The 5,722-nt window shown below is 40.3% G+C and carries 6 protein-coding genes; 2 read left to right on the top strand and 4 right to left on the bottom strand.

Annotated features, from left to right (window positions below; genetic code table 11):
* Positions 1-55: 55 nt before the first annotated feature.
* From K8F54_RS06350 to K8F54_RS06340, 3 genes are all read right to left on the bottom strand, one after another.
* Positions 56-1,093, bottom strand: coding sequence for a glycosyltransferase family 9 protein (locus K8F54_RS06350; protein WP_290788626.1), 1,038 nt, complete (start codon positions 1,091-1,093; stop codon positions 56-58).
* Positions 1,094-1,123: 30 nt separating this feature from the next.
* On the bottom strand, positions 1,124-1,732 hold the full coding sequence (locus K8F54_RS06345) for a DUF4254 domain-containing protein (protein WP_290788624.1): 609 nt from the start codon (positions 1,730-1,732) through the stop codon (positions 1,124-1,126).
* Positions 1,733-1,835: 103 nt separating this feature from the next.
* Positions 1,836-2,762 (bottom strand): DUF6427 family protein, encoded by a 927-nt coding sequence (locus tag K8F54_RS06340; protein WP_290788621.1) that lies wholly within the window; start codon positions 2,760-2,762, stop codon positions 1,836-1,838.
* 39 nt (positions 2,763-2,801) lie between these two features.
* Between K8F54_RS06340 and K8F54_RS06335 the strand changes: the two genes are divergently transcribed.
* Positions 2,802-3,035, top strand: a complete 234-nt coding sequence (locus K8F54_RS06335) for a uracil phosphoribosyltransferase (RefSeq protein WP_290788618.1) — start codon at positions 2,802-2,804, stop codon at positions 3,033-3,035.
* Here the strand turns inward: K8F54_RS06335 and purD are convergent.
* Positions 3,027-4,301 (bottom strand): phosphoribosylamine--glycine ligase, encoded by a 1,275-nt coding sequence (gene purD, locus K8F54_RS06330; protein ID WP_290788616.1) that lies wholly within the window; start codon positions 4,299-4,301, stop codon positions 3,027-3,029. The two genes, K8F54_RS06335 and purD, sit on opposite strands and share 9 nt — an antisense overlap.
* A 166-nt stretch (positions 4,302-4,467) precedes the next feature.
* Here purD and K8F54_RS06325 point away from each other — a divergent pair.
* On the top strand, positions 4,468-5,722 hold a 1,255-nt coding region (locus K8F54_RS06325; RefSeq protein ID WP_290788613.1), incomplete at its 3' end, for a phenylacetate--CoA ligase family protein.

The raw sequence follows: 5,722 nt of genomic DNA, 5'->3' as shown, positions 1-5,722 counted from the left end.
TAACTTGTCAAGCACATCCTACTACAGCAACCTTGGTGGTGGACTATGATGATGTTTAATTTTCAAGCACCTTCAAAATCTTATTAAAAACGACTTCCGGAGAAATGGTTGACATAGCATTTTTATAGTCTTCCGGATATGTATTCCCATAGACAGAGGTTGGTATCAAGGGATACTTCTCTCTGCTTACTGAAATTTGATTGGATTCGGGTTGTCCGAAGGGCACAAAGCCTGCGAAGGGATGTGTCACTCCCCAAAGTGTGATCACCGGAATCCCAAATATGGCGGCGAGATGACCATTTCCGCTATCCATGGATAGCATGAGGTCTAAATTTGAAATCAGTGCCAATTCATCTTCAAAGGTGAGGTTTCCGGCCACATTGGTTACTGCCGGATACAAAGGTTCGATCTTAGCAAGGGAATTAATTTCTGCTTTACCCCCACCAAATAAGAAGATTTGATACGCCCCTGTATTATTTAATTTGGCTATTACCTCTTTCATTAATTCAAATGGATAGGTTTTACCTTCAAAAGCCGCAAAGGGCGCTATCCCAATCGCTTTTTGAGTATGTCTTCCTATTAGACTGAGCAGTCTAGGTGTTAGTCGTTTTCGTTTGGGAGCTTGGTACTGTGTGAGTTGAATAGGTAGCCCCAAGGCCGAAAAAACATCGGCATAGCGCTGATGGGTTGTTTTTAATGGATGTATCGTCCCGCCACCTGCCCTCGTTAGGGATTTTTTTTCGGCTCTTCCCTTATTTACTGTTGCCGTTTTAACCCCTTTAATCCTAAGATAATTAGTGATTGCTTTCGAGCGTATTACGTTGTGTATATCGGCTACAGCATCTATGTTCAAGGCCTTTGCCTGGTTGGCCAATTTTAGTAATCCCAGCCCCTTGTGTTCACCATACACATCGGCTTCTAAAAAATTTAGATTTGGAATATCGTCAAATATAGGTTTGAAAAAGGCACGAGAAACAACGGTGAGTTTAACCTTAGGGTAGGTTTGCACAACCACTTTTAATACGGGTACGGTCATGGCCACATCGCCCATTGCAGAGAGACGTATAACCAATATGTGTTTTGGGCTGGACATTACTATTCCGCTTTTCTTAGCAGAAAGGTACTATTTCTTTTTGCGTAAGACAGGATTTAACTCCTCATCGTTATACATCTTCATTTGCTTGTATACCTTCATGTATTTTCTTCCTGAAGCAATATCCCCCAATAGTTGATCTATAGCAGTACTTAGATCCACGCGTTGCTCTAACAACACATTGAGTTTAGCTTGACAGGCCGCACGGTGCGATTCCGAAGCAGTTGACCTATTAGCCTCCTCATGCATATGATAAATCTTAAGCGCCAGGATCGACAAGCGGTCCACGCCCCATGCCGGACTTTCGGTATTGATCGTGGCATCGGTATTTGGGGTTACGTCTTTGTACTTTTCTAAAAAATAGCTGTCAATATATTCCACCATATCGGTGCGATCCTGATTGGAAGCATCAATTTGTCTTTTTAGCTTCAACGCCGCCACAGGGTCTATATTGGGATCTCTAATAATATCTTCGTAATGCCATTGCACCGTATCAATCCAGCACTTTCGATACAGCAAATGTTCTAAGAGTTCACTGTCCTTGTTATACGGATTCGAGAACGATTGATCCACTTTGTTTATTACATGATACACATCGATTACTTCGGCGAAAATGGTATTGGCTTTTTTACTAAACATTTGTTATTGATTTCAGTTAGGTAATTTACCCGTATTTAAAGTGCAAAGGTACGTATTTTCAACTTCTTCCCTTATATGTTTTCTTCATGTGCTTTTACAGTCATTATCGAATGAACCACAAAATAACCGGCAATACGACCGAAAGCCAAAGCACCATCTCTTTAAACCAAAATTCTTTACTATTCTCAATAAAATTTGCCGTAATAATAGCTGTTGGTGCCAATAAAAATAGAAGCTCTCCTCCTTTTTTTTCAGGGCTAAGTACAATCAATAACAGGCTAACTCCTGCAACGAAAAGCAGCAGAAGATAATTGGGTTTGTCTTTTTTTGATATGGCTGAAAGTCTAAAAACCCGGTAAATACCGGTCCAAACCAAAAGTGTTATCACAACAGTGAGGGGTATTAATATCCCTTTTGAATGGTATGCCGAAAAGTCCATACCGGGGACGGTTCTCATCTCCAAAAACCAATCAAAGGAATCGTACCTGATAAAATGATAGGCTGTAGAAATAACAAAAACCCCTACTAATCCTGCGAACGGGATAAGTAGGTGCTTGTAAGTGGTATGTTTTTTCCGAAGAATCGCTATAAAAAGCACTCCAAAAAAAAGCCAGGCATAAAAATAAAAGAACATGGCTACCGCTATCCAAATAGAAGCATCCAACACCTTTTTTTCTATGTTCCTTTCCGATTTTAAACTGAGGATTCGGCGTAAGGCCAGCAGTAAAAATATATTGGAAAGTACAACACCCTTTTCAGAAAAAATAACAGGAAACATAAGAAGAAAGCAACTGAAAAGATAAATGCCAAAGGTGTTCGATCGGGTGAGCGCGTTCTTGCGAATGATAAAATCAACTAAAAGCATTGAAAAGACACAAGCTCCGGCCACTATAATGTGCTCTCCAAGGCCTAATACAGAAAACGACTCTAAAACCCCTTGGTAGGTTGCAATAACATAGCCCAAAAAAATAAATATGCCAAGCAATAAATAATTAACCGGATTAGATTTGCCAAAAAAGCTTGTGAGCATGGGAGGTAATTTATACTTTTGCGTTGTAAATATAAAGATATGACTTGGAAAGGTTTTTTTGAAGGTATTCAATCACTGAGTGAAAATATTTTATTTGCACCTTACGATGCCTTGCGATTAGGAGTTGATAGCTGGTGGGTGTCGAACATTGTAAGTTGGCTCTTAACACTTATTGGTTTTATCGCCTTTTTCTATTGGATGGGCGAGCTAAAAAAATACAACGACAAAGGTGAAGAGGATAAAAGCTCTACGTCTCACTCGTATTTAGGCTAAGTCGAAACCAATATCGGTACGGTAATACATCCTGTCAAAAGATAGCTTTGCTATGTTTAGGTAGGATTTTTTTAGTGCCAATTTATAATCTGCATCCAAAGAGGTCACCGCCAAAACACGTCCTCCGTGAGTAACTAGTACCCCTTCTTTCAGAGTGGTTCCTGCGTGAAAAACGATCGAATCCCTTATTTCTGAAATTCCTTTAATTTCCTTCCCTTTTTCGTAGGCTTCGGGATATCCTCCTGAAACAAGCATTACGGTAGTTGCAGCGCGGGCGTCAATTTCTAAGTCAACCTCATCCAATCGTTGCTGGAAGGTGGCTTCAAATAAGGTAACCAAATCACTCTTGATACGTGGCAACACCACCTCGGTTTCTGGGTCACCCATACGCACATTGTACTCGATCACATAGGGTTCGTCTCCTACCTTAATCAATCCAATAAACAGAAAGCCTTTGTAGTCAATATTTTCTTTCTGAAGTCCGTTTACCGAAGGTTTTACGATTCGCTCTTCTATTTTTTTCATCAACACCGTATCTGCAAAGGGCACGGGAGAGATCGCTCCCATGCCTCCTGTATTTAGACCGGTGTCTCCTTCGCCTATGCGTTTGTAATCCTTGGCAGTTGGGAGTATTTTATAGTTTTTACCATCTGTCAACACAAAAACGCTGAGTTCAATTCCGTCGAGAAATTCTTCGATCACCACCGTTGTGCTAGCTTCGCCGAACTTGCTATGTGCCACCATGTTTTCTAACTCACGTTTTGCTTCCTCTAGATTCTTCAGAATTAAAACACCCTTTCCGGCAGCTAATCCATCTGCCTTTAACACATAAGGGGGTTGAAGTGTCTCTAAAAACTGCTTTCCGGCAGCTAATGATTCCTTGGTAAAACTCGCATAAGCCGCAGTTGGAATATTGTGCTGCATCATAAATTCCTTGGCTCTTTCTTTACTTCCTTCCAACAAAGCCCCTCGTTTTGAAGGACCGATAAGCATCACATTTTTTAAATCTTTGTCTTCAGAAAAATAATTCGCGATTCCGTGCACCAAGGGATCTTCCGGTCCTACCACAACCATTTCAATATTATTTTGAAGCACACATTCTTTGATGCCTTCAAAATCCGTTACCGAGAGTGGCAAATTGGTTGCTATAGCAGCGGTACCTGCATTTCCAGGAGCGACAAATAGTTTATCGCAACGTTCACTTTGTGCTATTTTATACGCAAATGTGTGTTCACGACCGCCTGACCCAATGATTAAAATGTTCATTTTTGGAAGAATTTTAATTCGGCTTCAAAAATAAGGGAATTTTATAGGTTGACAATCATAGAATCCGGCTTTTCAGCGGGATTAGTTCCACTGTACTTTTCAAAAAAGTAAAGAAGTCTTTTTTTCGAAAAGTAGTTTCACTAAATTGACCTACTAATTATTTGTATTGAATTTATTTGAACTTACGCTGCGTTTGAAAGGTTTCCCTATTTCGGAAGCGAAGAAACAATTGAAAAAAATTCAGGAAATCTCTGAAGCCGATTATGAAGCCTATATTCAAACGCGCCGGATGGAGATTTTACAATTTCACCAACAAGAAAATATTTTTTATAAACGCTTTGCCGGGAAGGCGCCTATTTCTGACTGGAATGCGGTTCCGATTATGCAAAAAGGCGATTTACAAAAACCTTTGGCTGACAGGTTATCGAAAGGGTTTTCAGAAAAAAATGTATATATAAATAAGACTTCTGGCTCCAGTGGTCATCCCTTTGTTTTTGCAAAGGACAAATGGTGCCATGCGTTAACCTGGGCCGAAATCATCGATCGCTATCAATGGCATGGCATTGATTTTAGCAGTTCGTTGGAAGCCAGATTTTATGGGATTCCGTTGGACAAGAAAGGATATCGAAAAGAACGTTTAAAGGATCGGTTAAGTAATAGGTATCGTTTCCCGATTTTTGATCTTTCCGACAAAAAGATGGAAGAATTTTTAGATGTATTCCGCAGAAAAAAATTCGATTATATCAATGGGTATACCAGTTCGGTAGTACTCTTTGCGAAGTTTTTACATAAAAAGGGACTTCATTTAAAAGATGTGTGCTCCAGTTTGAAGCATTGTATCGTTACTAGCGAAATGCTTTTTGAAAGTGATAAGGAATTATTGGAAGCTACCTTTGGAGTGCCGGTGATCAATGAATACGGGGCCAGTGAACTCGATCTTATTGCATTTACAAATATCGCCGGCCAATTTGTGCTAAACAGTGAAACGCTGTTTGTGGAAATTGTGGATGACAATGGTGCGCCTGTTGCAGATGGAACACCGGGGCGAATTGTGATCACATCCCTATACAACAAGGCACACCCCATGATTCGATACGACATTGGCGATATTGGTGTTTTGGATCTTAAAAGCACTCATAAAACGCCTCTCTTGCGCGAATTAATAGGCCGCACCAACGATATTGCAAAATTGCCCGGAGGAAAGACGGTTCCCGGACTTACTTTTTACTACGTGACCAAAAGTGTGATCGAAGACGATGGAAATGTAAAAGAATTTATTATTGAACAAACCGCATTGGACGCCTTCAAAATAATTTATGTCGCTGAAAGGGAGCTCACAAATGAAGAGAAAACTACTATCAAGACTGCCTTGTATGCATATTTAGAGAACGACCTCAAGCTTGTTTTTGAGCGCGTTGCCG

It is taken from the genome of Altibacter sp. (assembly GCF_019913785.1).
In the GTDB taxonomy this organism is placed as follows: domain Bacteria; phylum Bacteroidota; class Bacteroidia; order Flavobacteriales; family Flavobacteriaceae; genus Altibacter.
Note: the sequence above shows the minus strand (reverse complement) of the source record. Positions and strands in the feature narration are given on the sequence as shown.